Genomic DNA, 24,987 nt, shown 5'->3' on the forward strand with positions numbered 1-24,987 from the left:
TTCGGGTCTCACGCACCCTCCTTGAGCACCCGGGAGACCAGCTCCCGCTGGTCCTCGGTGAGCTGGGGATCCGCGCAGTACACGGTCCGGCCGTCCACCGTGATCTCGTAGCTGAAGCCGTCCGGCACCCCGGCCGGGGGCGCGCCCGGACCGGCGGCGAGCACCCGCTCGGCCAGGGCGTGCCACTCGGGGGCGTCGGCCCGCAGCGAGGTGTCCACCTCGGCCCGGCGCTCGATGCCCGCGAAACCGCCTGTTCGCCTCACCCGAATCTGCATGGGACCTGTTCTAGTACGGGGACGGGTGCCGGGGCTACGAGGTCTCCAGCCCGACCTGTTCCCAGGCCTTGAGGACGGCCTCCAGTTCGGGGCCCTCGCGGTAGCGGGTGCGGGCCGCGGCCGCGGTCAGCCGGGCGAAGTCCGCGAAGTCCGCCTGCGACTCCAGTTCGCCGCCGGTCAGCACGTCGTACCAGATCTGTCCGGCCCGCTCCCAGGCGTGGCCGCCGAGTTCGGCGGCGACCAGGTAGAACGCGTGGTTGGGGATGCCGGAGTTGATGTGCACCCCGCCGTTGTCCTGGCCGGTGTGCACATAGCCGTCCATCGTCCCCGGCTGCGGGTCCTTGCCGAGCGCCTCGTCGTCGTAGGCGCTGCCCGGTTCCTTCATCGAGCGCAGCGCCGTGCCGTGGACGCGCGGGGCGAGCAGTCCGGCCCCGATCAGCCAGTCGGCCTCGGCGGCGGTCTGGCCGAGCGAGTACTGCTTGATCAGCGAGCCGAAGACGTCCGAGAGCGACTCGTTGAGGGCGCCCGACTGGCCGAAGTAGGCGAGATTGGCGGTGTACTGGGTGACGCCGTGGGTGAGTTCATGGCCGATGACGTCGACGGAGCTGGTGAAGTCGACGAAGACCTCTCCGTCCCCGTCGCCGAAGACCATCTGCTCGCCGTTCCAGAAGGCGTTGTCGTAGTTCTCGCCGAAGTGCACGCTGGCGTCCAGCGGCAGGCCCCTGCCGTCGATGGAGTCGCGGCCGTACGCCCGCAGATACAGCTCGAAGGTGGCGCCGAGGCCCGCGTACGCACGGTTGACCGAGGCGTCCTCGCCCGCCGCGTCGCCCTCGCCGCGCACCTTGGTGCCGGGCAGGTCCTGCTGGTGGCGGGCGTCGTAGACGGTGCGGTGCGGGGTGCCGGCGCCCGCCGCGGGCGGGGCCGCGGCGACGGCGCCGATGACGGTGGTCAGCCGGCGGCGGGTGCGCTCCAGGGCGTCCCGCTCCAGGGTGCGGCGGGCGGGCGTGGCGAGCGCGGAGTCCTCGTGACGGGCGAGTCTGTCGAGGACATGGGGCGGCACGATCGTGCAGAAGACGGGCTCAAAGCCCCCGTTGGTGTCCATGTCGGGCACCATCGCACTCCGTGACAGAGATGTCACTACCCGCAACCATGATTGGTGAAAAGCCACCTGGAGGGATCTTCCGTGCCGGATGGGGTGCTATGGGGGTGATCTTGGGCGATTGCGGGCCCGACTGTGAGGTGGCGCACTTTATGTCCGGTTTGTCGTGCCGGTCCCGCATACTGATACGGACCCTCGTATCCGGCACGGCTCGACTACGATGCGGAGCATCATGCGTATCGGGCTGCTCCTCCTTAGCTGCCGCGGCGAGGGCCTGTAGTCGAGGCCGACCCCCTCTCCGCGGAGTTCGGCGTTGCGCCGTCGGCCGTCCTCCCGGACACCCTGAGGAGCCCACGCATCATGGCGAACCGCCAGCAGCCCACGTCCATGCCGGTCCACAAGTACCGCCCGTACGAGCAGGTCGACCTGCCCGGCCGCAGCTGGCCGGACCGGCGGATCGAGCGCGCCCCGCGCTGGCTCTCCACCGACCTGCGCGACGGCAACCAGTCGCTGATCGACCCGATGTCACCGGCGCGCAAGCGGGCCATGTTCGACCTGCTGGTGGCGATGGGCTACAAGGAGATCGAGATCGGCTTCCCGGCCTCCGGCCAGACCGACTTCGACTTCGTGCGCTCCATCGTCGAGGACGGGAACGCGATCCCGGACGACGTCACCATCTCCGTGCTGACCCAGGCCCGCGAGGACCTGATCGAGCGGACCGTGGAGTCCCTGAAGGGCGCGCGGCGGGCGAACGTCCACCTCTACAACGCGACCGCCCCGGTCTTCCGCCGGGTCGTCTTCCGGGGCTCCCGGGACGACATCAAGCAGATCGCCGTGGACGGCACCCGGCTGGTGACCGAGTACGCGGAGAAACTGCTCGGCCCCGAGACCGAGTTCGGCTACCAGTACTCGCCGGAGATCTTCACCGACACCGAGCTGGACTTCGCCCTGGAGGTCTGCGAGGCGGTCATGGACGTCTGGCAGCCCGGCCCGGACCGCGAGATCATCCTCAACCTGCCCGCCACCGTGGAGCGCTCCACCCCCTCCACTCACGCGGACCGCTTCGAGTGGATGCACCGCAATCTCTCCCGCCGTGAGTACGTCTGCCTGTCGGCCCACCCGCACAACGACCGCGGCACCGCCGTCGCCGCCGCCGAACTGGCCGTGATGGCCGGCGCCGACCGCGTCGAGGGCTGCCTGTTCGGCCAGGGCGAGCGCACCGGCAACGTCGACCTGGTCACCCTGGGCATGAACCTCTTCTCCCAGGGCGTCGACCCGCAGATCGACTTCTCCCACATCGACGAGATCCGCCGCACCTGGGAGTACTGCAACCAGATGGAGGTCCACCCCCGCCACCCGTACATCGGGGACCTCGTCTACACCTCCTTCTCCGGCTCCCACCAGGACGCCATCAAGAAGGGCTTCGACGCCATGGAGGCCGAGGCGGCCGCCCAGGGCAGGACGGTCGACGACATCGAGTGGGCGGTGCCCTATCTGCCGATCGACCCCAAGGACGTCGGCCGCTCCTACGAGGCGGTCATCCGGGTGAACTCGCAGTCCGGCAAGGGCGGTGTCGCCTACGTCCTGAAGAACGACCACAAGCTGGACCTGCCGCGCCGGATGCAGATCGAGTTCTCGAAGATCATCCAGGCGAAGACGGACGCCGAGGGCGGCGAGGTCACCCCGGCGGCGATCTGGAGCGTCTTCCAGGACGAGTACCTGCCGAACCCGGAGAACCCCTGGGGCCGCATCCAGATCAGGACGGGCCAGACGACCACCGACCAGGACGGCGTCGACACCCTCACCGCCGACGCCACGGTCGACGGCGAGGACACCGTCCTCACCGGCTCCGGCAACGGTCCGATCTCGGCCTTCTTCGACGCACTCCAGTCCGTGGGCGTCGATGTACGCCTGCTGGACTACCAGGAGCACACGATGAGCGAGGGAGCCTCCGCGCAGGCGGCTTCGTACATCGAATGCGCGATCGACGGCAAGGTGCTGTGGGGCATCGGCATCGACGCGAATACGACACGTGCGTCGCTGAAGGCGGTTGTCTCCGCGGTCAACCGCGCCGCCCGCTGACCCGCTGACCGGCATCTTCCCGGCCCCGTCCGCCCCTTGGGCGGGCGGGGCCACGTCGTGGACCGGCCAATTCGGCCGAAGATCACGGAGAGGTCTCGTCCGGGGTACTGACTCGGCATCAACAATGTGGCTAACATCACGCCTGCGCGGCGATGTTGCCGTGGCGCTGAGGAGGTGCGACGTGCTGCCAGGACGGGGACGCAACGGCCGCGGGGTCCGAGGGGCCCGTGTTTCGCAGTTTCTTGGCCTCCGCACCGCATGGACCGCCGTCGGCGACGGCGAGTTCTTCTGTCCCGGCTGCGGGGGCGACCGCAACTACCAGCGCCTCACCGGACGCCGCCGGATCGCCCTGGCCGGGGTCCCGGTCCTGCCGCGCGGCGAGACCGGCCCGGTCGTGGAGTGCGCCGCCTGCCGACACCGCTACGGCATGGACGTCCTGGACCACCCCACCACCACCCGCTTCTCCGCGATGCTCCGCGACGCCGTCCACACCGTGGCCCTCGCGGTCCTCGCCGCGGGCGGCACCTGTTCGCGTACGGCGCTGGAGACGGCCGCAGCCGCCGTCCGCTCCGCGGGCTTCGACGACTGCACGGTGGAGGGCCTCGGCGCCCTGGTCGAGGCCCTGATCGCGGACACCGGCCGGGTCTGCGGCGAACCGGGCGGCGCGAGCCTCGCCATAGAGCTGCACGAGGCCCTCGACCCGCTGGCCCCCCATCTCGCACCCGCCGGACGCGAGTCGATCCTCCTCCAGGGTGCCCGTATCGCCCTCGCGGACGGCCCCTACACCCCCGCCGAACGCGAGGTACTCGCCACCGCGGGCGCGGCCCTGACGATCTGTTCGGACGATGTGACCCGGCTGCTGGCGGCGGCACGCACCCCCTCGTAGTCACTCGGACCGGTGAGTGACGGCCGCTCAAGGGATCAGCGGCCCCGGCTCTGGGGAGTCTGTGACCGTCACCTGTCACCGTCCCGCTCGGGACGCCACCCCAGGGAGAGGGATGACACTTCTGGGCCGCGCCGTCCTCGGCGCCGCGGTGCTCCTCGCCCCGCTCACCGCCACCGCACCGGCCGCCGGCACCCCCGCCTCCGCGGCCCACGGCTGCGTCTCCTCCGTGCCCTACACGGCCGGACGCGGCGGCTACCACACCTACCGGATCCCCGCGGCGGTCGTCACCCGCGCGGGGACCGTGCTGGCCTTCGCCGAGGGGCGGCGCAACGGGTCCGGGGACAGCGGGGCCGTGGACGTCGTGCTCCGGCGGTCCCCGGACGGGGGCTGCACCTGGGGGCCACTCGCCGTGGTCGCGGCGGGCCGGGGGGACACCCGGGGCAACCCGGCGCCCGTCGTGGACCCGTGGACCGGGCGGATCGTCCTGGTCACCTGCTACAACGGCGGGACGGTGAGCGAGGCGCAGATCATGCGCGGCGAGGTGACGTCGCGTCAGGGCCGCCGGGTCTTCGTCCAGACCAGCCGCGACGACGGACGGCACTTCTCGCCGCCCCGGGAGATCACCTCCTCGGTCAAGCGCCCCGGCTGGCGCTGGTACGCCACCGGCCCGGGACACGCCCTCGCCCTCACCCGGGGCCCGTACGCGGGGCGGCTCGTGGTGGCCGCCGACCACTCCGCCGCACCCCGCCCCGGCTCCGGCGACACCGGACGGGAGGCCCGGTACTACGGCGCGCACGCCCTCTACTCCGACGACGGCGGCAGCACCTGGCACCTCGGCTACAGCGACGACACCCCGGACGGCCACGACAACTCCAACGAGAGCAGCGCCGCCCAACTCCCCGACGGAAGCGTCTACGTCAGCGCCCGCGACCAGAACGGCACCAGCGCGGGCAACCGCCTCGACAGCTACTCCGACGACGGAGGCGAGACCCTGGAGCGCCCCTACGCCGTGCAGCACACCCTGGACGACGTCCCCGTGGTCCAGGGCAGCGTCCTCCAACTGCGCGGCGACCGTGCCCCGCTGCTCTTCTCCGGACCCTCGGTGCCCACCGCACGCCGGGCGATGGCCCTGTGGCGCAGCACCGACGGCGGGGCGAGCTTCACCAGGATCCTCACCCTGTCCCCACGCCCGGCGGCCTACAGCGACCTGGTCCAACTGCGCGACGGACGGGCCGCGATCCTCTACGAGACCGGGGCGAAGGGCATGTACGACACCCTCGTGTTCCGGCGGCTCCCGGTCGGCTCCCCGGGCTGACGGCCAGGGTCTTCCGTGTGGATCAGCCAAATCAGGGCTCACTGGCCCGGCCCGATCCGAACGAGAGGCCTCAGAGCAGCCCCGCCGCCGCCAGATACTTGCCCACCCGTTCCGTCTCCGCCTCCGACAGCGCCACCTGCGGCTCGGCCGTCGCCGGACAGGCGATCACCCCCCGCAGCCACAGGGCCGCCTTGAAGGCGCCCAGCCCCGCGGAACTGCCGCCCATCCGCGCGGGGTCCCCGGCGCCGGTCATACCGAACAGCGCGCACAGCCGCTCCTGCTCCGCCCGCGCCGCGGTCCAGTCGCCCGCACGGCACAGGCGGTCCAGGCGCACATATCCCTCGGGGTCCACATTGGCCAGCCCGGGCACCGCCCCGTCCGCGCCCAGCGCCAGCGCCGAGTCCACGACCAGCTCGGACCCCGTGAGCGCGCTGAAGCCGCTGATCCCGGGGTGGGCCCGGGCGCCCGTCACCACCGTGCGGAAGGCGGCCAGATCACCGCTGGAGTCCTTCAGCCCGGCCAGGGTGCCCTCCGCGGCCAGCTCCAGGACCAGGCCGGGGCTCGGCCTGGCGGGGACCGAGACCGGGATGTCGTAGGCGAAGACCGGCACCGGGGAGCGTTCGGCGACCAGACGGAAGTGGCGGGCGGTCTCCGCGGGATGGGTGCGGGTGTAGAAGGGGGCCGTCACCACCACCGCGTCCGCCCCGGCCCCGGCCGCGTACGCCACATGCTCCAGCACCCGGGGCGTGGTCATGTCGATCGCCCCGGCCAGGACCGGGACCCGGCCCGAGACATGGGCGGCCACCGCCTCCACCACCAGCCGCCGCTGAGAATCCGTCAGATAGGCCGCCTCCGAGGACGACCCGAGCACGAACAGCCCGTCCACCCCGGCCGACAGCAGATGGTCCACGAGCGCGAGCAGCGAGCGGACGTCCACCTCGCGCTCCGGTGTCAGGGGCGTGCAGACGGGCGGGACCACACCGGTGAGCGGGGCGGGCAGGGTCATCTCAGGGCTCCCGGGCGTGTTTCTGGTCGGGCAGTACGGGGTGCGGCGGTTCCCCGGCCGGGGCGGCGGCCGGGGAGGGGCCGGCCGCCCGGCGCACCAGGTCGCGGGTCGGCTCGCCCTCCTGCACAGGATGGTGGCAGCGGAAGCGGTGTCCGGCGGCCGACGCGCCCGAGAAGTCCGGCATCGCCGCGGCACACACCTCGTCCGCCTTCCAGCAGCGGGTGCGGAACGGGCAGCCGCTCGGCGGCCGGGTGGCCGACGGCACCGGACCGGCCAGCGGGATCGGGTCGATGGGATCCAGCAGGCCGGGCGTGGCGGAGAACAGGGCACGGGTGTAGGGGTGGCGGGCATGGGCGGTGACCCGCCCGGCCGGGGCCTCCTCGACGATCCGCCCCAGATACATGGTGACGACCCGGTCGCTCATCCGCCGCACGGTCTGGATGTCGTGCGACACGAAGACCAGCGCCAGACCCAGCCGTTCCCGCAGATCCAGCAGCAGGTTGAGGATCTGTGCGCGGACCGACACATCCAGCGCGCTGGTCGGCTCGTCGGCGACCACCAGCTCGGGATCCAGGGCGAGCGCCCGGGCGATGGCCACCCGCTGCCGCTGGCCGCCGGAGAGCTGCCCGGGCAGGGCGTCGGCGAGGGCCCGGTGCAGGCCCACCAGGCCCATCAGTTCCCGTACCCGCTCCTCCCGCTCCCGGGGTGTCCCGCGCCGGTGCACATCCAGCGGGTCCCGCAGGATCCGGCGCACGGTCAGCCTGCGGTTCAGGGCCGTCGACGGGTCCTGGAAGACCATCCCGGTGCTGCCGCCGACGGCTGCCCGGCGTTCGGCCGGGGGCATCGACCACAGGTCGCGGCCCCGGAAGAGCACGCTCCCGGACGTCGGCCGCTCCACGCCCACCAGCACCTTCGCCAGCGTCGACTTGCCGCAGCCCGACTCCCCGACCACACCGACCGTCTCACCGGGCGCCACCCGCAGCGCGGCGCCGGTCAGGGCGTACACCCGGTCCCGGGCGAACAGGCCGCCGCTGCGATCCCGGTGGACGACATGGGCGTCGCGCAGCTCCACGAGCGGGCCCGGGGTCCCGGACGGCTCGGCGGTCGCACTCATGTCACGGCCTCGCTCTCCTCCGTGGTGACCAGGTCGACCGCCGGGTGGTGGCAGGCCGCCGTGTGCGCCGGGGTGCCCGCCGGAGCGGGCGCCGTCGTCCGGCACAGCCCGCTCGCCCGCGGGCAGCGGTCCGCGAAGCGGCAGCCCGCCGGGAAGTCGGCGGGCGCCGGGACCACGCCCCTGATCTGCGTCATCCGCTCGGCCGCCGACTCCAGCGACAGCACACTGCCGAGCAGTCCGCGGGTGTAGTGGTGGGCGGGCGCCGCCACCAGATCGGCGGTCACCCCGCTCTCCACGATCTGCCCGCCGTACATCACCACCACCCGGTCCGTGACGTCCGCGACCAGCGCCAGGTCGTGCGAGACCAGGATCAGCGCGAACCCCAGCTCCGCCCGCAGCCCCAGCAGCAGTTGGACGATCTGCGCCTGCACGGTCACGTCCAGCGCGGTCGTCGGCTCGTCGGCGATGACCAGCCGCGGGTCGCGGGAGAGCGCCAGGGCGATCAGGACCCGCTGGCGCTGGCCGCCGGACAGCTCGTGCGGGTAGCTGCGCAGGGTGCGCCCGGGATCCAGGCCGACCAGGGACAGCAGCTCCGCCGGGCTCCGGCGGCCGCCCCGCCGTACCACCTGGGCCAGTTGGGCCCGGATCGTCATCGCCGGGTTCAGGGAGGACAGGGCGTCCTGGTACACCATCGCCATCTCATGGCCGAGCAGCCTGCGCCGCAGACGCATCGGCTCGGCCGCCAGGTCCCGGTCCCCGAAGCGGATGTGGCCGCGCACCCGGGCGCCCCTGGGCTGCAAGCCCATGACCGTGAGCGCGGTCAGCGACTTCCCGCAGCCCGACTCGCCCACCAGCCCGAGGACCTCCCCGGGGCGCACCCCGAAGCTGATGCCGTCGACGATGTCCACGCCCCCGTGCCGCCCGGGGAAGCCGACCGCGAGGTCCTCCACCGCCAGCACCGGCGGCCCGTCCGGCACGGGGCGGGCCCGGGCGCGCAGCCGCCGTGCCGCCTCGGCCAGCCCCGGCAGCGCCACCACCTCCCCGCCGCCGGGCTCCGCCGCCCGGGGCCCCTCGGCCGCGTCCCGTGCGTCCTTCCCGGCCCCCGCCTCGACAGGGCGGGGAGCCGGGGCCGCCCAGGCGTCCGAGACGCCCTCGGACAGGATGTTCAGCGACAGCACCGTGACCAGCATCAGCAGCCCGGGGAAGACCGTGGCCCACCAGCCGCCGGTGAGCACCATGTTCTTGCCGTCCGCGATGACACTGCCCCAGGACGGGTCCGGGGGCCGGACACCCGCCCCGATGAAGGACAGCGACGCCTCGAAGACAATGGCCTCGGCGACCTGCACCGTGCAGAAGACCAGCACCGGCGCGGCGCAGTTGACCGCCACATGCCGCAGCACGATGTGGGGGGTGCGCGCGCCGATCACCCGCTCGGCGGTGACGTAGTCCTCGCCGTACTGGTCCAGTACGTTCGCCCGGACGACCCGGGCCACCGGCGGGGTGAACAGAAAGGCGATCGCGCAGATCAGCACCGTGATGCCGCCGCCGAAGACGGAGACGAGGACGGCCGCGAGCGCGATGCCGGGGAACGCCATCACCACGTCCAGACAGCGCATGAGGGTCTCGTCGACGGCCTTGCGGGAGGTCGCCGCGACCGCGCCGAGCAGGGCTCCCGCGACCAGGGCCAGCGCGGTCGCCCCGAGCCCGATCGCCAGCGACCAGCGCGCCCCGTACAGCAGTCGGCTGAGGATGTCCCGGCCCAGGCTGTCCTGCCCCATCCAGTGGGCCGTGGAGGGGTGCCCGGTGCCGTCCACCGGCTCCTGCTGGTCCAGTGGGTCGTGCGGGGCGACGAGCGGTGCGAGCAGCGCGGCCAGGACGACGGCCGCGAGGAAGCACAGCGCGCCCCTCGACAGCGGCGGCAGCCTCCGCCAGCCGCGCAGCCGGACACCGGGACGGGACAGGGCCCGGGCGAGGCCCCCGCGTGTGGTGATCATCGGGCGGCCTCCCGCAGCCGCGGGTTGACCAGCAGATACAGCAGGTCGATGACGAGGTTGACCACGACGAAACCGGTCGCCGTGGTCAGGACGACGCCCTGGACGACGGCCGGGTCGCCGTTCTGGACGGCGTCGATCATCAGCTTGCCCATCCCGGGCAGCGAGAAGACGGTCTCGATGACGACCGCGCCGCCCAGCAGATAGCCGACCCGGAGGCCCAGCACGGTCAGCGGGTTGACGAGTGCGTTGCGCAGCACGTTCCGGCCGACCACGACCCGGGGCGGCAGCCCGCTGCCGATCGCCGTGCGCACATAGTCCTTGTCCAGTTCCTCCACCACGGCCGTGCGCACGATCCGGGTCAGCTGCGCGGCCACCGGCAGCGACATCGCGAGGGCGGGCAGTGTCATCGTCTTCAGCCAGCCGGTGAGGGAGTCCGCCGGGTTGATGTAGCCGCCGGTGGGGAACCAGCCCCGGCCGACCGCCAGATACTGGATCAGCAGCAGCGCCAGCCAGAAGCCGGGGGCCGCGACCCCGGTCAGGGACACCACCCGGATGACCTGGTCCGGCAGCCGGTCCCGGTGGACGGCGGCCGTCACCCCGCCGGCCAGGGCCAGCACCAGTGAGATGCCGAGCCCGAGGAAGGTGAGCTGGAGGGTGAGCGGCAGCGCGGTGGTGACCTGGTCGACGACCGGCGCCCGGGTCAGGGCGCTGGTGCCCAGGTCCCCGTGGAGCAGGGCGCCCACGAAGTGGACGTAGCGCACCGGCAGCGGGTCGAGCAGGCCGTTGCGTTCGCGGAAGTCGTGCAGTTGCCGCGGTGTCGGGTTCGCGCCCTGGAAGAACGCGGACGCCGGGTCGACGTCCGAGAAGCGCATCACCAGGAACACGAAGAGCACGATGCCGAGCATCAGCGGCACGAGCAGCAGCAGGCGGCGGGCCAGGATCCTGGCGACGGCGACCATGGGCCAACTCCCCTTCCGGCTAGACCCACTTGGCCTGGAGGAGGTTGACGCCCGGGTAGGGCTGCGCCCTTATCCCGGTGAGTTCCCGCGGATTCCAGGCGGTCATCAGCTCGTTGTGGACGACCGGGTAGAGCACGGCCTGCTCGGCGACGACGTCGATGTAGTCCTGGATCATCGCCTTCTTGCGGTCCGGGTCGGGCTCGCGGGTCGCCCGGTCCATGTCCGCGAAGAGCTTTCTGGCCACGGGGTCGTCGGTCCAGCGGGCGTACTGCATCCACAGGTTCTGCGGGCCGTAGTTGTAATGCATGATCAGATCGGCGTCCAGACCGAACTGGTTGGGGTTCGAGGCGGCGGCGACGACCTGGTAGTCCTGCTTCTGGTCCATCTTGGTGAAGACCGCCGTGGTCTCCTGCGGCGCCAGGGTGGTGTGCACACCGATGGCGTCCCAGGAGGCCTTGAGGGTGGGCAGGCAGTCCACGATCCAGCTCACGTCGACCGCGAGGACCTCGATCCGCAGTCCGCCGACCCCGGCCTCCTTCAGCAGCGCCTTCGCCTTCTCGGGGTCGTGGCCGTAGACCGTCTTCGCCCTGCGGTAGGCGGGGTTGGCCTCGTTGAGGAAGGAGGACGAAGGCTTCCCGTGCCCCTTCAGGGCCACCTCGACCATCTTGTCCGTGTCGATCGCGTAGTGGAGCGCCTGCCGCACCCGGACGTCGTCGAAGGGCTTGTGCCGGGTGTTGAACATCAGGAACAGGTTGTTCATCCCGGCCCCGCCCCGCACCGCGAGGCCGCCGCCGGTGAGCTGCCGGATGTTGGCGTAGGGGATGTTGTCGGCGATCTGCGCCCCGGCGGCGGTGCCGGAGATCCGGGCGACCCGCGGTGCGGCGTCGACGATCGTCAGCCAGTTCATCTTCTTGAACGCGGGCCTGCGCGGCCCGTTGTAGCCCGCGAAGGCCTCGAAGGTGGTGTTCGACTTCGGGTGGTGGGCGGTCTGGCGGTACGGTCCCGAGCCCACCGCCAGGCCCTTGATCGCGTCGTCCCAGGCGCCGGGCCGGGAGAAGACGTGGCGGGGCATGATCTTCGCCAGGGTCAGCCGCGCGGCGCCGTCCGGGAAGGGGAACTTGAGGACCAGCTCCACGGTGCGCGCGTCGACCTTGCGGACCTGGCTCAGCCAGCTCGCGAAGAACCCCTTGGCGAGGGTCTGGGTGCCCGGATCCAGGATCCGGTCGAACACGAAAACGACATCATCGGCCGTGACCGGGTGCCCGTCGTGGAACGTCGCCCCCTCCCGCAGGGTGAACCTCCAGGAGGTGGCGGAGAGGTCCCGGGGCACCTCGGTGGCGAGCGCCGCGTACGGCTCCCGGGTGATGGGGTCGGTGTCGAGGAGCCCCTCGTAGATGTGGTGGTTGGCGGCCATGCTGAAGGCCGAGGCGGTCTGGGTGGGATCCCAGCTGCCGTCGTTGCCGTAGCCGATGACCGCCGTCAGGGTCCGGTCCCTGCCGCCCCCGCCGCCGGTGTCGTTGGTGGACTCCGGGCCCGAGGAGCAGGCGGCCAGCGAGGAGGACAGGGCGGCGGCCGCGCCGAGCGCGCCGGAGTACGTCAGAAACGCCCGGCGGCCCGGCGCCGGTACGTCGGTGGTCACGTCGCGCACGGTTCCTCCAGCAAATGCGTTCGGGGCGGGGCGTAAGGCTGAGGCAAGAGGACAAGGAGATACGACGTCCTACGTCATGGGCGGCAGCGCGACCATAAGTGGGGGCACGGGGGCGGTCAAGGGGACCCACACGAATGGCCCAGCCGCCAGAGGTGCGACCAATGACGGCGAGAAATACGGGTAGTTGACGTTTTCCCGGCTCCCGGGGGGTGCGACGCCGAAGGGGTACGCGCGTACGATGCGGCGCATGTCCGACGACCCCGGGATCGTGCGCAGGACCGAGCGGCGCCTGAGCGGCCGGATTCAGCGCGAGGTCATGCAACTCATCCTCGATCGCAAACTCCGGCCCGGTGCGGCGCTCCCCACGGAGTCCGAGTTGATGGAGGACCTGGGGGTGAGCCGCAACTCCGTACGGGAGGCGCTCAAGGCGCTCCAGGCGCTGGACATCGTGGAGATCCGGCACGGTTACGGCACCTATGTCGGGCAGGCCTCGTTGACCCCCTTCGTCGACGGCCTCACCTTCCGGGCGCTCGCCCGGCCCGACGACGAGATGGACGCCCTGAACGAGATCCTCCAGGTCCGCGAGGTGCTGGAGGAGGGGCTGATCCGACGGGCCGCCCTGACGCTCTCCGAACCGGAGCTGGAGCGGCTGGAGTCGGTGGTCGCACGGATGGAGGAGGCGGGTGCGGAGGGGCGCTCCTTCGCCGAACTGGACCGCGAGTTCCATGAGTTGCTCTACGGCTCACTGGGCAACGCGCTGGTGCCGCAGCTGCTGAACGCCTTCTGGATGGTCTTCCGGCGGGTGGCCCGGGCCCGCGACTGGCCGGACGGGGCGACCCCGCAACTCACGGCGCGCCGCCACCGCGACATCGTCAGGGCCCTGCGGGCGCGGGACGTCGAGGGGGCGGAGCGGGCGATGGCGGACCACTTCCGCGGTATCGAGGACCGCACGGCCCGGGAGTACGGCGAGCCGTCCGGCGGCTTCTGAACCCGTCGGCATGGTCCGCACGGCGTATCACTCGTATATATCAGACAATTTGCGCACCCTGGCGGGCGGCGGGCAGCATGACGTCATCGACACGAAGCTGCTGACCTCGGCACGAACGTACGTGCTTGCGGATCCCGCGACGGGATTCCGGGCGGCTCCCCGAGCGGCATGAGCCCCGGGCAGCCGCGGACGCGGGACCGGCCGCAGACGGGGTGTGAGACAGCAGCAGACGGGGCGCGGCAAGCGTCCATCAGGAGGTGTTTGATGAGCACCATCGCCGAGTGGCTCGAAGACAACGTCACCACCGACAAGCGCGCGCTCGACTGGTACCGCGAACCGGAGTGCGAACCCCGTATCGTCCGCGCCTACCGCCACCTGCTCAGCGGCTACGAGACCGACACGTCGACAATCCTCAAGACCACGGTCGAGGTCCCGGGCGAGCACGCCGGTGTGGTCCGCGTGCACGACATCAACTACTACTCCATCTGCGCGCACCACTTCCTCCCCTTCTACGGGAAGGTCGGGATCTCCTACGTGCCCGGCAGCAAGATCCTGGGCCTGGGCAAGTTCCCCCGCCTGGTACAGGCGTTCAGCCGCAGGTTCCAGATCCAGGAGCACCTGGTGAAGGACATCGCCGAGGAGATCATGTCCTCGGGCGGCGCCCGCGCGGTGCGCGTGGTCTCCACCGGACGGCACATGTGCATGTGCAGCCGGGGCCCGTCCGACCAGACGGTGGTCACCGACACCTCCTATGTCGCGGGCGACAAGGAGCTGTTCGTCCGGTACGGCCTGGACGCCTGAGCGTTCCGCCAGGTCCCGCACACCCGGTCTGCGCGGCGGACACCTCGCTGTCCGCCGCGCGGAGGTGCGCCCCGGCGGCCGGGACGCCTTGGACGGGGTGCCGTCAGATCCGGAGCACCGCATGAAACTCGACTTCCTTCCGCCCGGCGCGCTGCGGGACACCACCGTGCGCCACTACTGCCTGCGGTGCCACCGCGCAGCGGTCGAGTGGCGTACGGCGGGTGCCCGCTGCGACTGCGTCTGCCGCGCCTGCGGCCACACCGCCGACCGGGCGCTGGTGCTGGACCCCGCCCTGCGGTGGTGGACGGACGACGAGGGCGAGTACTGGCACGAGACGGCGGGCGTCTTCGTCCGCGATGTGCGCGGCCGCCTCCTCTTCTTCGACCGCACGGCCTTCCCCTTCGGCCTGACCGTCCCCGCCGGGCACGTCGAGAGCGGCGAGGACCCCGACGCGGCCGCGGTGCGCGAACTCCGGGAGGAGACCGGCATCTCGGGTCTCCGGCTGGAACGGCTGGCCAGCACCCCGGTTCCCGGCGACGGCTGCCGCCGCGGCGCCGACGCCCATCTGTGGCACGTCTACCGCACCGCGGACGCGGTGGAGGCGGACCTCGCGGTGGAACTCGGCCCGGAGGGCACCACGGCGCTGTGGCTCACCCCCGAGGAGGCGCGGGACCACCCGCTGACCCCCGCCGTCCGCCAGCTGCTCGGCGCCTGCCGGGGCGCACCGGCCCCTTCCCGCACCACCGGCTGACCCCGATGGCCCGCCGCACCGGGAGCACCCGGCGGAACAACCGGCGGAGCATCCGTCCCGGCCCCGCCCCCGGGCTTGCGGCGCGGGCCGGGCGACGGGAGTGGACCGGGCTCGCGGTCCTCGCGCTGCCGACCCTGCTCATCGGCCTGGACATGAGCGTGCTGCACCTGGCCGCGCCCGCGCTTGGCGAACGACTGCACCCGAGCGGGACGCAACTGCTCTGGATCGTCGACATCTACGGTTTCATGGTGGCCGGTTTCCTCGTGCCGATGGGCACCCTCGGCGACCGGATCGGCCGCCGCCGGCTCCTGCTGACGGGAGCCGCCGCCTTCGCCGCGGCCTCACTGCTCGCCGCCTCCTCGGCAGGAGCGGGAACGCTCATCGCCTCGCGCGCGCTGCTGGGGATCGCGGGGGCGACCCTGATGCCGTCGACCCTCTCCCTGATCAGCAACATGTTCCGCGACCCGGGGCAGCGACGGCTGGCGGTCGCGGTCTGGATGACCAACTTCAGCATCGGCGGCATGATCGGCCCGCTGGTCGGCGGGATGCTCCTGGAGCACTTCTGGTACGGCTCGGTCTTCCTGCTCGGCGTGCCCGTGGGCGCCGTCCTGCTGATCGCCGGTCCGCTGCTGCTGCCCGAGTACCGCGACCCGGGGGCGGGCCGCCCGGACCCCGTCAGTGTCGCGCTGTCGGTCACCACGGTGCTGCCGGTCGTCTACGGCTTCAAGGAGACGGCCCAGCACGGGTTCCGGGCGCTGCCGCTGCTGTGCGTCGCCGCCGGGCTCTGCCTCGGTGCCGTCTTCGTCCGCAGACAGCTGAGGCTCCCCGACCCCCTGCTCGACCTCAGGCTCTTTGCCCGCCCGGTGTTCGGGGTCTCGCTGGGCGGACTGACCCTGGGGCTCTTCGCGGTGACCGGGATGCAGTTCCTGCTCCTCCAGTACTTCCAGCTCGTCCTGGGGCTGTCGCCGCGGGCGGCCGGACTGTGGGCGTTGCCCGCGGTGGGGGCGGGTGTGGCGGGCGCGCTGCTCGCCCCCGCCGTGGCGCACCGCACGGGACCGCTCCGGGTGGTGGCGGGCGGCTTCCTGCTGGCCGTACCGGGGCCGGTGCTGCTCGCCCGGGCCGGGCCGCAGTCCGGGCCGCTCCCCGCCGTCGCCGGTTTCGCCGTCCTGTCCTTCGGCGTGCAGGCGGCGCTGGCCCTCACCAACGACATGATCATCGGTAGCGCCCCGCCCGAGCGCGCCGGAAACGCCTCGGGCATCGGAGAGACCGGCGCCAACCTGGGCGAGGCGCTGGGCGTGGCCGTCGCCGGATCCGTCGCCGCCGCCGTCTACCGCGCGAAGCTGGACGGCGTCCCGCTCCCGGACGGCATGGCGCCCGGCCCCGGCGAGGCCGCCCGGACGACCCTGGCCGGAGCCGCCGAGGCGGCCGCCGGGCTTCCCGAGCGGCTCGGCGACGAACTCCTCGGCTCCGCCAGAACCGCGTTCACCGCCGGACTCCACACCGCGGCCCTCCTCAACACCGGGATCCTGCTCCTGCTCACCACGGCCCACCTGATCCTGCTGCACCGGGCCCGGTCCCGGACCCCTCGGGCGACCGCGGCCGCGGCACCTGGGCCCGCAGCACGGGAGGCCGTACGCCCGAAGACGGCCGCACCGAAGACGACCGCACCGGCCCCCGCACCACCGGCCCCCGTAGCCCCGAAGGCCGCGGCACCCGGGCCCGGTGACCTCGGCCGAGGGTGGCGACAGGCACCGGGCGGGCCGCCCGGGCCCGGGGCGCGGGTGCCGTAGGCGAGAATGGGGGGCATGAGTCTGTTCCGCGACGACGGCATCGTGCTGCGCACCCAGAAGCTGGGCGAGGCGGACCGGATCATCACCCTGCTCACCCGGGGACACGGGCGGGTGCGTGCCGTGGCCCGCGGGGTGCGCCGCACCAAGTCGAAGTTCGGGGCCCGGCTGGAGCCCTTCTCCCATGTCGACGTGCAGTTCTTCGCTCGCGGCAGCGAGCTGGTGGGGCGCGGGCTGCCGCTGTGCACCCAGAGCGAGACCATCGCCCCGTACGGCGGCGGGATCGTCACCGACTACGCGCGCTACACCGCCGGGACCGCCATGCTGGAGACCGCGGAGCGGTTCACCGACCACGAGGGGGAGCCCGCGGTCCAGCAGTACCTGCTGCTGGTCGGCGGCCTGCGCACGCTCGCCCGCGGTGAGCACGCCCCGCATCTGGTCCTGGACGCCTTCCTGCTGCGCTCCCTCGCCGTCAACGGCTACGCGCCCAGCTTCGGCGCCTGCGCCAAGTGCGGCATGCCCGGGCCGAACCGCTTCTTCTCGGTCGCCTCGGGCGGTGTGGTGTGCGGCGACTGCCGGGTGCCCGGCAGTGTCGTACCCTCGCCCGGGGCCCTGGAGCTGCTCGGCGCGCTGCTGACCGGGGACTGGGGGACCGCGGACGCGTGCGAGCCGCGCCATGCCCGGGAGGGCAGCGGACTGGTGTCGGCATATCTGCACTGGCACCTGGAGCGCGGACTGCGCTCGCTCCGGTACGTGGAACAGTAGACAGGCACAGGCACAGTCACAGCAGATCGAGGAGCGACAAGCACATGGCCGTACGCGGGTTTCTGGGGCGCCAGCGCCGCGAGTACATGACGCCGGAGCCGCACCCGTCCGGGGCCCGTCCGCCGAAGCTTCCGGGCGAACTGGTCCCGACCCATGTGGCGATCGTGATGGACGGCAACGGCCGCTGGGCCAAGGAACGCGGACTGCCCCGCACCGAGGGCCACAAGGTCGGTGCCGAACGGGTGCTGGACGTGCTCCAGGGCGCGATCGAGATGGGCGTCGGAAGCATCTCGCTGTACGCCTTCTCCACCGAGAACTGGAAGCGCTCGCCGGACGAGGTGCGCTTCCTGATGAACTTCAACCGCGACTTCATCCGCAAGACCCGCGACCAGCTCGACGCACTCGGCATCCGGGTGCGGTGGGTGGGCCGTATGCCCAAGCTGTGGAAGTCGGTGGCCAAGGAGCTCCAGATCGCCCAGGAGCAGACCAAGGACAACGACCGGCTCACGCTGTACTTCTGCATGAACTACGGCGGCCGTGCCGAGATCGCCGACGCGGCGCAGGCCCTGGCCGAGGATGTGAAGGCGGGCCGGCTCGACCCGTCGAAGGTCAGCGAGAAGACCCTCGCGAAGTACCTCTACTACCCGGACATGCCGGACGTGGACCTGTTCCTGCGGCCGAGCGGAGAGCAGCGGACCTCCAACTACCTGATCTGGCAGAGCGCTTACGCCGAGATGGTCTTCCAGGACGTGCTGTGGCCGGACTTCGACCGCCGCGACCTGTGGCGGGCGTGCCTGGAGTTCGCCTCCCGCGACCGCCGCTTCGGCGGCGCCATCCCCAACGAGCAGCCCACCGCCCCCGAGAACGGCGGCGCATAGCCGCGAGGCCGCCCGGCCCGTACCTGCTCTACGATCACGGCTCGTCACCCATGACATGACCCGGGGAGGGGTCGTGACCGCAGAACAGGCCGCGGAACAGACCGCAGAGCAGGCCGTGGAGAAGAGAGAGGCCGACGTCGTGCTGGAGTACGAACTCCGGCGCGCGGACCTCGTGGACGCCGTCCGGCTCATTCTGCGCAAGCGCCGGTCGGGCCTCATCTTCCGGCCGCCGTTCGTCATCGTCCTCGGCCTGCTGGGCGTGGCCCTGGCGGTGCTGGACGCGGTGAACGGCGACGGGGGCGGGACCTTCGGCCTGGCGGTCGCCGCCTACGCGGTGGTGCTGTACCTCTGGCCGCACCTCGCGGCCCGGGGGTCGCTGAAGGCGCTCCAGCACCAGGGCCGGGTGCGGGTCACGGTGGGCGGTACGGGCGTACGGATGGCGGGCGCGCAGGCCGAGTCCACCATGGCCTGGGGCAACTTCGGCAGCTACGGGGAGAGCGAGCGGGTGTTCGTGCTGCGCAGCCCCGACCGGGCGGGACGCTGTGCGACGGTGATCGCCAAGGCGGGCGCGGCCGACCCCGCCGACGCCGACCGGCTGCGCGCCCTGCTGGACGGCCGCCTGTCCCGCGTCTGAGCGGGCTCCCGGGTCAGTTGCCGGCCGCCGCGCAGTCCGCGCAGGTGCCGAAGATCTCCACGGTGTGGGCGACGTTGACATAGCCGTGTTCCGCGGCGATGGCCTCCGCCCACTTCTCCACCGCCGGGCCCTCGACCTCGACGGCCTTGCCGCACAGGCGGCACACCAGATGGTGGTGGTGTTCGCCCGACGAGCAGCGGCGGTACACGGACTCGCCCTCGGAGGTGCGCAGGACGTCCACCTCGCCCGCCTCGGCGAGGGACTGGAGCGTGCGGTAGACCGTGGTGAGCCCGACCGAGTCACCCTTGTGCTTGAGCATGTCGTGGAGTTCCTGCGCGCTACGGAACTCCTCGACCTCGTCGAGCGCCGCCGCCACGGCGGCACGCTGGCGGGTGGATCGTCCCCGTACGGGCTGGCCGGCGGTCGTCACCGTTGCCTCCTCCTTGATGACTCGCTCGCCCGCGGGGCCCCGGGAGTCCCCACCGGCTCTCTCACGGCTCACGTCTGCGCCTTGCCGGGCCCATTGTGCCAGTCCGGGCCCGGCGCGGTCAGACTCCGACCTCGTCGGCCGCTTCCCGGTTGGCCGGAATCGCGCACTCCAGCGGGTCGGGTGCGGACAGCGCGGCGGCCGCCGCCCGCGCGCGTCGCCGGGCCAGCGGGGCCGCCAGCGCGGTGAGCACGAAGAACGTGCCGATGGTGAGCAGCACGATGGTCGCTCCCGGCGGCACGTCCTGGTAGTACGAGGTGACCGTGCCGCCCAGGGTGACGGCCACGCCGATGGCGACCGCGATCGCGAAGGTCGCCGCGAAGCTGCGGCCGAGCTGCTGGGCCGCCGCCACCGGGACCACCATCAGGGCGGACACCAGCAGCAGACCGACCACCCGCATGGCGACCGTGACCGTCACCGCCGCGGTGACCGCGGTCAGCAGGTTCAGCGCCCGCACCGGCAGTCCGGTGACCCGGGCGAACTCCTCGTCCTGGCTGACAGCGAAGAGCTGGCGGCGCAGACCGATGGTGACCAGGACCACAAAGGCGGCCAGCAGGCATATGGCCGTGACGTCCGACGGCGAGACGGTGGACAGGGAGCCGAACAGGTACGAGGTCAGATTGGCGTTGGAGCCGCCGGGCGCGAGGTTGATGAACATCACGCCGCCCGCCATGCCGCCGTAGAACAGCATCGCGAGGGCGATGTCGCCGCGGGTCCTGCCGTACCAGCGGATCAGCTCCATCAGGACCGAGCCGAGCACGGAGACGGCCGTCGCCATCCACACCGGGGACGTGGACAGCAGGAAGCCGAGGCCGACGCCGGTCATTGCCACATGCCCGATGCCGTCGCCCATCAGTGCCTGGCGGCGCTGCACCAGGTAGATCCCGACGGCCGGGGCGGTGATGCCGACCAGGACGGCCGCGAGCAGGGCCCGCTGCATGAAGGCGTAGTTCAGGAAGTCCATCAGCTCAGCAGTCCCGTCCGGATCGGTTCGGCGCCCGCCGCGTCGTGCGGGTGGACATGGTCGTGGCCGGGCAGCGCGTGCTGGCCCACGGCCCGCGGGGGCGGCCCGTCGTGCAGGACGCAGCCGTCGCGCAGCACCACCGCCCGGTCGATCAGCGGCTCCAGCGGCCCGAGTTCGTGCAGCACCAGCAGCACGGTCGCACCGGCGGACACCTGTTCCTCCAGGGTCCGCGCCAGCACCTCCTGGCTCGCCAGGTCGACGCCCGCCATCGGCTCGTCCATGATCAGCAGTTCGGGCTCGGAGGCGAGGGCGCGGGCGATCAGCACCCGCTGGTGCTGGCCGCCGGAGAGGGCGTTGACCGAGTCCTTGGCCCGGTCCGCCATGCCGACCTGTTCCAGCGCGCGCCGCACGGCCTGGTGGTCGGCCCGGCGCAGGATGCCGAAGCGGGCCCGGGACAGCCGCCCGGAGGAGACCACCTCGGTCACCGTGGCGGGCACCCCGCCCGCGGCCGTGGTGCGCTGCGGCACATAACCGATGCGCCGCCAGTCGCGGAACTCCCGGCGCGGGGAGCCGAACAGCTCGACCTCGCCCGCGCTCACCGGCACCTGTCCGATGACGGTGCGCACGGCCGTCGACTTGCCCGAGCCGTTGGCGCCGAGCAGGGCGACGACCTCGCCGCGGCGCACGGTCAGGTCGATGCCGCGCAGGACCGGGCGGGAGCCCAGGTCGGCACGGACGCCGTGCAGGCGTATGACGGGCTCGCTCATGGCCGTACCCTCCGATGTCACTTGGCCCCCAGCGCTGTCCGCAGGGCCCTGAGGTTGGACTGCATGACCTGGAAGTAGTCGTCGCCGCGGGACTTGGCGGTGATGCCCTCGATCGGGTCGAGGACGTCCGTCTTCAGCCCCGCGTCCTGGGCGACGGTCTTCGCGGTCTTGTCGCTGACGAGCGTCTCGTAGAAGACGGTGGAGACGCCGTCGGCCTTCGCCATGGTCTCCAGCTGCCGCACCCGGGCCGCGCTGGGCTCGGAGTCCGGGTCCAGACCGTTGATCGCCTCCTCGGTGAGACCGTAGCGCTCGGCGAGGTAGCCGAAGGCGGCGTGGGTGGTGATGAAGACCTTGCTCCGGGTGTCCTTCAGCCCGCTCGCGTATTGCGCGTCGAGGCTGTCGAGCTTCTTGACCAGGGCCGCGGTGTTCTTCTTGTAGTCGGCCGCGTGCTTGGGGTCCGCCTTTTCGAAGGCCTTGCCGACGCCCTGGGCGACCTGGGCGTAGCGCACCGGGTCGAGCCAGATGTGGGGGTCGTTGCCGCCGGACTCCTCGCCCTGGTGGGTGTCGTGCGCGGCCGCGTGGCCGCCGACCTCGTTGCCGTGCCGCTCCAGGGTGGTGAGGGAGGCCGCGTCGATCTTCGTCTTGATCTCGGACTGGGCGACCGCGTCGTCGACGGAGGGCTGGAGGTTCTTGAGGTAGAGCACCGCGTCGGACTCCTGGAGCCGCGCGGTCTGCCGGGCGCTGATCTCCAGGTCGTGCGGCTCCTGGCCGGGCTGGGTGAGACTGGTGACATGGACGTGGTCCCCGCCGATCTGCTCGGCGAGGAAGGCCATGGGATAGAACGACGCGACGACGTCGAACTTCCCGCTGTGACCGGCGGCACTGGTGGAGGAGCAGGCGGAGAGGGCTCCGAGGCCCAGTGCGGTGACGGCCGCGAGGGTGGTGGCGGGTATGAGGCGTCGACGTACGTTCATGACAGTCATTTTCAACGAAGATGGAAACCGTTGTCAACAAACCCCCGGCAATGGTCCGGCACCCCCGGGGACCCGCTTCAGGAGCCCTACCGATTTGATTGGAGGGGAGCCCCCGCCGGTAACCTGAAGCATTCGCTCTGAAGCAATGCTCTGAAGCAGTCGCTTCGTCGCCCGTCGTCGTAATGAAGAGAGCACCGTGGCCGCCGACAAGATCGACACCATCGTCAGCCTGAGCAAGCGCCGTGGCTTCGTATTCCCGTGCAGCGAGATCTACGGCGGCCAGCGCGCCGCCTGGGACTACGGACCGCTGGGTGTCGAGCTCAAGGAGAACATCAAGCGCCAGTGGTGGCGCTACATGGTCACGTCCCGCGAGGACGTCGTCGGTATCGACTCGTCCGTGATCCTGGCGACCGAGGTCTGGACGGCCTCCGGCCACGTCGCCACCTTCACCGACCCGCTCACCGAGTGCACCTCCTGCCACAAGCGCTTCCGCGCCGACCACCTCGAAGAGGCCTACGAGGCGAAGCACGGCCGCCAGCCGGAGAACGGTCTCGCGGACATCAACTGCCCCAACTGCGGCAACAAGGGCATGTTCACCGAGCCCAAGCAGTTCTCGGGTCTGCTCTCCACCCACCTCGGCCCGACGCAGGACAGCGGCTCGATCGCCTATCTGCGCCCGGAGACCGCGCAGGGCATCTTCACCAACTTCGCCCAGGTCCAGCAGACCTCGCGCCGCAAGCCGCCGTTCGGCATCGCGCAGATGGGCAAGTCCTTCCGCAACGAGATCACGCCCGGCAACTTCATCTTCCGCACCCGCGAGTTCGAGCAGATGGAGATGGAGTTCTTCGTCAAGCCGGGCGAGGACGAGAAGTGGCAGGAGTACTGGATGCAGGAGCGCTGGAACTGGTACACGGGCCTCGGTCTGCGCGAGGAGAACATGCGCTGGTTCGAGCACCCGAAGGAGAAGCTCTCCCACTACTCCAAGCGCACCGCCGACATCGAGTACCGCTTCCAGTTCGGCGGCAACGAGTGGGGCGAGCTGGAGGGTGTCGCCAACCGCACCGACTACGACCTGGGCGCCCACGCCAAGGCCTCCGGCCAGGACCTGTCCTACTTCGACCAGGAGGCCGGTGAGCGCTGGACCCCCTACGTCATCGAGCCCGCGGCGGGCGTCGGCCGCACGATGCTGGCGTTCCTGCTGGACGCCTACGTCGAGGACGAGGCCCCGAACGCCAAGGGCAAGATGGAGAAGCGCACCGTGCTGCGCCTGGACCCGCGCCTCGCGCCGGTGAAGGTCGCCGTGCTGCCGCTGTCCCGCAACCCGGAGCTGTCCCCCAAGGCCAAGGGGCTGGCCCAGGCGCTGCGCGCGCACTGGAACATCGAGTTCGACGACGCGGGCGCCATCGGCCGCCGCTACCGCCGCCAGGACGAGATCGGCACGCCGTACTGCGTCACGGTCGACTTCGACACCCTCGAGGACAACGCGGTGACGGTGCGCGAGCGCGACTCGATGAAGCAGGAGCGCGTCTCGCTGGACCAGATCGAGGGCTACCTCGCGAGCCGCCTGCTCGGCTGCTGACCGCGGCACCCGACGGTCGTCACGGGATCGAAGCCCCCGGCTCCCCCCTGCGGGAACCGGGGGCTTCGCCGTGTCCGGGGGTGCTGGAGGCCCGCCGGGCGAGACGACTGACAGATGACAGCTGACAGATATTGAAATCTGTCAGCTGTCATGTCATGCTGGAGTCACGCTCGACGAGAACCACGAAGGAGCCTTCTCATGCGCACCCACCAGCTCGGGGCCACCGGCCCCCAGGTCTCCGCCCTCGGCCTCGGCTGCATGGGCATGTCCGCTCTCTACGGCGAGGCCGACCGGGCCGAGTCCATCGCCACCGTCCACGCCGCCCTGGAAGCGGGCGTCACCCTCCTGGACACCGGCGACTTCTACGCCATGGGCCACAACGAGATGCTGATCGGCGAGGCCCTGCGCACCGCGCCCGCCGCCCGCCGCGAACAGGCGCTCATCAGCGTGAAGTTCGGTGCCCTCCGCGACCCCGACGGAGGCTGGACCGGCTACGACGGCCGTCCCGCCGCCGTCAGGAACTTCGCCGCGTACTCGCTCCAGCGGCTCGGCGTCGACCACATCGACGTCTACCGCATCGCCCGGCTAGACCCCGACGTCCCCATCGAGGAGACGGTCGGCGCCATCGCCGAACTGGTCGAGAAGGGGTACGTCCGCCACATCGGCCTCAGCGAGGTCGGCGCCGACACCATTCGCCGGGCCGCCGCCACCGCCCCGATCTCGGACCTCCAGATCGAGTACTCCCTGATCTCGCGCGGCATCGAGGACCGCATCCTGCCCACCGTGAGCGAGCTGGGCATCGGCGTCACCGCCTACGGGGTGCTCTCCCGCGGCCTGATCTCCGGCCACTTCACCCGCGAACGGCAGCTCGGCGCCCAGGACTTCCGCGCCTTCTCGCCGCGCTTCCAGGGCGCGAACCTGGACCACAACCTCACTCTGGTCGAGGCGCTGCGCAAGATCGCCGAGCAGAAGGGCGTGAGCGTCGCACAGCTCGCCATCGCCTGGGTGCTCTCCCGGGGCCCGAAGTTCCGCGCGGACATCGTGCCGCTGGTCGGCGCCCGTACCCGGGAGCGGCTGTCCGAGGCGCTCGGCGCCCTCGACGTCACCCTGGACGAGACGGACCTCGCGACCATCGAGGCGGCCGTGCCGGCTGACGCGGCGGCCGGTGCCCGCTACCCCGAGGCGCAGATGAACCACCTCGACAGCGAGCACTGACCGGGCCGCCGGGTACGGT

The 24,987-nt window shown here is 71.8% G+C and carries 23 protein-coding genes; 12 read left to right on the forward strand and 11 right to left on the reverse strand.

All coding sequences use genetic code 11. The annotated features are described in order from the left end of the window. Positions 1-8: 8 nt before the first annotated feature. Together ACIHAA_RS07985 and ACIHAA_RS07990 are read right to left on the reverse strand one after the other, a co-directional pair. Positions 9-275 carry a protealysin inhibitor emfourin gene (locus ACIHAA_RS07985; protein WP_399814338.1) on the reverse strand — a complete coding sequence of 89 codons (267 nt, stop codon included), beginning with the start codon at positions 273-275 and terminating at the stop codon, positions 9-11. Positions 276-309: 34 nt separating this feature from the next. Next, positions 310-1,377 (reverse strand): M4 family metallopeptidase, encoded by a 1,068-nt coding sequence (locus ACIHAA_RS07990; RefSeq protein WP_399814339.1) that lies wholly within the window; start codon positions 1,375-1,377, stop codon positions 310-312. Between the two features lie 357 nt (positions 1,378-1,734). Here ACIHAA_RS07990 and leuA point away from each other — a divergent pair, with 357 nt between their 5' ends. From leuA to ACIHAA_RS08005, 3 genes are all read left to right on the forward strand, one after another. Further along, positions 1,735-3,456: a 2-isopropylmalate synthase gene (gene leuA, locus ACIHAA_RS07995; RefSeq protein ID WP_399814340.1), complete on the forward strand. Its 1,722-nt coding sequence runs from the start codon at positions 1,735-1,737 to the stop codon at positions 3,454-3,456. A gap of 181 nt (positions 3,457-3,637) precedes the next feature. Continuing rightward, a complete protein-coding gene (locus tag ACIHAA_RS08000; protein ID WP_399814341.1) occupies positions 3,638-4,342 on the forward strand; it encodes a TerB family tellurite resistance protein in 705 nt (234 codons plus the stop codon). A 112-nt stretch (positions 4,343-4,454) separates the two neighbouring features. After that, positions 4,455-5,657 (forward strand): exo-alpha-sialidase, encoded by a 1,203-nt coding sequence (locus ACIHAA_RS08005; protein ID WP_399814342.1) that lies wholly within the window; start codon positions 4,455-4,457, stop codon positions 5,655-5,657. 70 nt (positions 5,658-5,727) lie between these two features. Here the strand turns inward: ACIHAA_RS08005 and ACIHAA_RS08010 are convergent, their stop codons facing one another. Genes ACIHAA_RS08010 through ACIHAA_RS08030 form a run of 5 tightly spaced genes read right to left on the reverse strand, consistent with a single transcriptional unit; the run spans position 5,728 to position 12,378 of the window. Next, positions 5,728-6,663 (reverse strand): dihydrodipicolinate synthase family protein, encoded by a 936-nt coding sequence (locus ACIHAA_RS08010; protein ID WP_399814344.1) that lies wholly within the window; start codon positions 6,661-6,663, stop codon positions 5,728-5,730. A gap of 1 nt (position 6,664) precedes the next feature. Then, positions 6,665-7,777 (reverse strand): oligopeptide/dipeptide ABC transporter ATP-binding protein, encoded by a 1,113-nt coding sequence (locus tag ACIHAA_RS08015; RefSeq protein WP_399814346.1) that lies wholly within the window; start codon positions 7,775-7,777, stop codon positions 6,665-6,667. After that, positions 7,774-9,771 (reverse strand): dipeptide/oligopeptide/nickel ABC transporter permease/ATP-binding protein, encoded by a 1,998-nt coding sequence (locus tag ACIHAA_RS08020; RefSeq protein WP_399814348.1) that lies wholly within the window; start codon positions 9,769-9,771, stop codon positions 7,774-7,776. The genes ACIHAA_RS08015 and ACIHAA_RS08020 overlap by 4 nt, the downstream gene beginning before the upstream one ends. Further along, on the reverse strand, positions 9,768-10,730 hold the full coding sequence (locus ACIHAA_RS08025) for an ABC transporter permease (RefSeq protein ID WP_399814350.1): 963 nt from the start codon (positions 10,728-10,730) through the stop codon (positions 9,768-9,770). Before ACIHAA_RS08025 ends, ACIHAA_RS08020 begins: the two co-directional genes overlap by 4 nt. Positions 10,731-10,749: 19 nt before the next feature. Then, positions 10,750-12,378, reverse strand: coding sequence for an ABC transporter substrate-binding protein (locus ACIHAA_RS08030; RefSeq protein WP_399814352.1), 1,629 nt, complete (start codon positions 12,376-12,378; stop codon positions 10,750-10,752). Positions 12,379-12,616: 238 nt separating this feature from the next. Between ACIHAA_RS08030 and ACIHAA_RS08035 the strand changes: the two genes are divergently transcribed. The 7 genes from ACIHAA_RS08035 to ACIHAA_RS08065 all read left to right on the forward strand — a co-directional run bounded on the left by ACIHAA_RS08035 (position 12,617) and on the right by ACIHAA_RS08065 (position 18,982). Beyond that, entirely contained in the window at positions 12,617-13,366 is a 750-nt protein-coding gene (locus tag ACIHAA_RS08035; RefSeq protein WP_399814354.1) for a FadR/GntR family transcriptional regulator, read from the forward strand. Positions 13,367-13,630: 264 nt separating this feature from the next. Next, positions 13,631-14,167, forward strand: a complete 537-nt coding sequence (gene folE, locus ACIHAA_RS08040) for a GTP cyclohydrolase I (RefSeq protein ID WP_399814357.1) — start codon at positions 13,631-13,633, stop codon at positions 14,165-14,167. A gap of 121 nt (positions 14,168-14,288) precedes the next feature. Beyond that, complete coding sequence (locus tag ACIHAA_RS08045) at positions 14,289-14,918, forward strand: NUDIX hydrolase (protein ID WP_399814359.1); 630 nt, start codon at positions 14,289-14,291, stop codon at positions 14,916-14,918. Positions 14,919-14,923: 5 nt separating this feature from the next. After that, the gene (locus tag ACIHAA_RS08050) at positions 14,924-16,708 is read left to right on the forward strand and encodes an MFS transporter (RefSeq protein WP_399814361.1); all 1,785 of its coding nucleotides are present in this window, start codon (positions 14,924-14,926) and stop codon (positions 16,706-16,708) included. A 15-nt stretch (positions 16,709-16,723) separates the two neighbouring features. Continuing rightward, the gene (gene recO / locus ACIHAA_RS08055; RefSeq protein WP_399814363.1) at positions 16,724-17,470 is read left to right on the forward strand and encodes a DNA repair protein RecO; all 747 of its coding nucleotides are present in this window, start codon (positions 16,724-16,726) and stop codon (positions 17,468-17,470) included. 44 nt (positions 17,471-17,514) lie between these two features. After that, positions 17,515-18,348: an isoprenyl transferase gene (locus ACIHAA_RS08060; RefSeq protein WP_399814365.1), complete on the forward strand. Its 834-nt coding sequence runs from the start codon at positions 17,515-17,517 to the stop codon at positions 18,346-18,348. A 73-nt stretch (positions 18,349-18,421) separates the two neighbouring features. After that, entirely contained in the window at positions 18,422-18,982 is a 561-nt protein-coding gene (locus ACIHAA_RS08065) for a hypothetical protein (RefSeq protein WP_399814367.1), read from the forward strand. A gap of 13 nt (positions 18,983-18,995) precedes the next feature. Here ACIHAA_RS08065 and ACIHAA_RS08070 read toward each other — a convergent pair whose 3' ends face one another. The 4 genes from ACIHAA_RS08070 to ACIHAA_RS08085 all read right to left on the reverse strand — a co-directional run bounded on the left by ACIHAA_RS08070 (position 18,996) and on the right by ACIHAA_RS08085 (position 22,174). Next, a complete protein-coding gene (locus ACIHAA_RS08070; protein WP_399814368.1) occupies positions 18,996-19,412 on the reverse strand; it encodes a Fur family transcriptional regulator in 417 nt (138 codons plus the stop codon). A 118-nt stretch (positions 19,413-19,530) separates the two neighbouring features. Then, positions 19,531-20,433: a metal ABC transporter permease gene (locus ACIHAA_RS08075; protein WP_399814370.1), complete on the reverse strand. Its 903-nt coding sequence runs from the start codon at positions 20,431-20,433 to the stop codon at positions 19,531-19,533. Beyond that, positions 20,433-21,200, reverse strand: a complete 768-nt coding sequence (locus ACIHAA_RS08080; protein WP_399814372.1) for a metal ABC transporter ATP-binding protein — start codon at positions 21,198-21,200, stop codon at positions 20,433-20,435. The genes ACIHAA_RS08075 and ACIHAA_RS08080 overlap by 1 nt, the downstream gene beginning before the upstream one ends. Positions 21,201-21,217: 17 nt before the next feature. Next, positions 21,218-22,174: a metal ABC transporter substrate-binding protein gene (locus ACIHAA_RS08085; RefSeq protein WP_399814374.1), complete on the reverse strand. Its 957-nt coding sequence runs from the start codon at positions 22,172-22,174 to the stop codon at positions 21,218-21,220. Between the two features lie 196 nt (positions 22,175-22,370). On the opposite strand from ACIHAA_RS08085, the gene ACIHAA_RS08090 reads away from it, so the two are divergent. Then, on the forward strand, positions 22,371-23,753 hold the full coding sequence (locus ACIHAA_RS08090) for a glycine--tRNA ligase (protein ID WP_399814376.1): 1,383 nt from the start codon (positions 22,371-22,373) through the stop codon (positions 23,751-23,753). Between the two features lie 198 nt (positions 23,754-23,951). Beyond that, positions 23,952-24,968, forward strand: coding sequence for an aldo/keto reductase (locus tag ACIHAA_RS08095; protein WP_399814378.1), 1,017 nt, complete (start codon positions 23,952-23,954; stop codon positions 24,966-24,968). The last annotated feature ends 19 nt before the right edge of the window (positions 24,969-24,987 follow it).

Source organism: Streptomyces sp. NPDC052040 (assembly GCF_044548405.1).
In the GTDB taxonomy this organism is placed as follows: Bacteria; Actinomycetota; Actinomycetes; order Streptomycetales; family Streptomycetaceae; genus Streptomyces.

Bases quoted from the DNA above. Each gene is read 5' to 3' on its own strand.
- ACIHAA_RS07985 (WP_399814338.1), bottom strand. From the start codon at position 275: ATGCAGATTCGGGTGAGGCGAACAGGCGGTTTCGCGGGCATCGAGCGC.
- ACIHAA_RS07990 (WP_399814339.1), bottom strand. From the start codon at position 1,377: ATGGACACCAACGGGGGCTTTGAGCCCGTCTTCTGCACGATCGTGCCG.
- leuA (WP_399814340.1), top strand. From the start codon at position 1,735: ATGGCGAACCGCCAGCAGCCCACGTCCATGCCGGTCCACAAGTACCGC.
- ACIHAA_RS08005 (WP_399814342.1), top strand. From the start codon at position 4,455: ATGACACTTCTGGGCCGCGCCGTCCTCGGCGCCGCGGTGCTCCTCGCC.
- ACIHAA_RS08010 (WP_399814344.1), bottom strand. From the start codon at position 6,663: ATGACCCTGCCCGCCCCGCTCACCGGTGTGGTCCCGCCCGTCTGCACG.
- ACIHAA_RS08015 (WP_399814346.1), bottom strand. From the start codon at position 7,777: ATGAGTGCGACCGCCGAGCCGTCCGGGACCCCGGGCCCGCTCGTGGAG.
- ACIHAA_RS08020 (WP_399814348.1), bottom strand. From the start codon at position 9,771: ATGATCACCACACGCGGGGGCCTCGCCCGGGCCCTGTCCCGTCCCGGT.
- ACIHAA_RS08025 (WP_399814350.1), bottom strand. From the start codon at position 10,730: ATGGTCGCCGTCGCCAGGATCCTGGCCCGCCGCCTGCTGCTGCTCGTG.
- ACIHAA_RS08035 (WP_399814354.1), top strand. From the start codon at position 12,617: ATGCGGCGCATGTCCGACGACCCCGGGATCGTGCGCAGGACCGAGCGG.
- folE (WP_399814357.1), top strand. From the start codon at position 13,631: ATGAGCACCATCGCCGAGTGGCTCGAAGACAACGTCACCACCGACAAG.
- ACIHAA_RS08045 (WP_399814359.1), top strand. From the start codon at position 14,289: ATGAAACTCGACTTCCTTCCGCCCGGCGCGCTGCGGGACACCACCGTG.
- ACIHAA_RS08050 (WP_399814361.1), top strand. From the start codon at position 14,924: ATGGCCCGCCGCACCGGGAGCACCCGGCGGAACAACCGGCGGAGCATC.
- recO (WP_399814363.1), top strand. From the start codon at position 16,724: ATGAGTCTGTTCCGCGACGACGGCATCGTGCTGCGCACCCAGAAGCTG.
- ACIHAA_RS08060 (WP_399814365.1), top strand. From the start codon at position 17,515: ATGGCCGTACGCGGGTTTCTGGGGCGCCAGCGCCGCGAGTACATGACG.
- ACIHAA_RS08075 (WP_399814370.1), bottom strand. From the start codon at position 20,433: ATGGACTTCCTGAACTACGCCTTCATGCAGCGGGCCCTGCTCGCGGCC.
- ACIHAA_RS08080 (WP_399814372.1), bottom strand. From the start codon at position 21,200: ATGAGCGAGCCCGTCATACGCCTGCACGGCGTCCGTGCCGACCTGGGC.
- ACIHAA_RS08085 (WP_399814374.1), bottom strand. From the start codon at position 22,174: ATGAACGTACGTCGACGCCTCATACCCGCCACCACCCTCGCGGCCGTC.
- ACIHAA_RS08095 (WP_399814378.1), top strand. From the start codon at position 23,952: ATGCGCACCCACCAGCTCGGGGCCACCGGCCCCCAGGTCTCCGCCCTC.